At 59.6% G+C, this 626-nt stretch carries 1 protein-coding gene; it reads right to left on the reverse strand.

Annotation, left to right across the window (positions count from 1 at the left end; genetic code table 11):
• Positions 1-69 precede the first annotated feature (69 nt).
• A partial coding sequence (locus tag AC1D0P_RS26950) for a tetratricopeptide repeat protein (protein WP_477679534.1) occupies positions 70-626 on the reverse strand: 557 nt, incomplete at its 5' end.

Below are 626 nucleotides of genomic sequence, written 5' to 3' on the forward strand. Positions count from 1 at the left end.
CGCATTGGCAGCCTTGAGGTACCAGTCCATGGCGATCTGATGATCCTCGGGCACAGCGGTGCCATTATCTTAATAGAATCCGACGGCATTCATCGCATCGGCCTTGCCGGCCTCCGCCGCCTTCCAGAACCAGGCGAAGGCCCATTGTACATCCTTGGGCACGCCGCTGCCCGACTCGTAGACTTCGGCAAGCCGGTATTCGGCGTCGGTGTCGTTCTTGTCGGCGGCGCGCTTCAGCCAATCCATGGCCTTCGGATAATCGGGCTTTCCACCTGAATCGCCGAGATAGAGGCAGCCGATCCAGTACATCGCGTCGCTGGAGCCCTTGTCGACAGCGCGCGTATACCATTTCACCGCTTCGGGAAAATTCTGCGGCACGCCGTGGCCGAACTCGTACATTGCACCGACATCGTTGATCGCACTGACGTCGCCACGGTCGGCAGCCATGCGGTAATAGGTTAGTGCCTTGGTGTAATCGAGCTGCGCCGGATCGGTGCCATAATAGATGTCGGCGATGCTGACCATTGCATCGACCGAGCCGGCATTCGCGCCTTTCAGATACCATTCAGCCGCCTTCTTGAGGTCGGGCTTCGCCGCATCGCCGTTCTGATAGTACTGGCCCAGGC

This window comes from Polaromonas sp. P1_G2 (assembly GCF_056405515.1).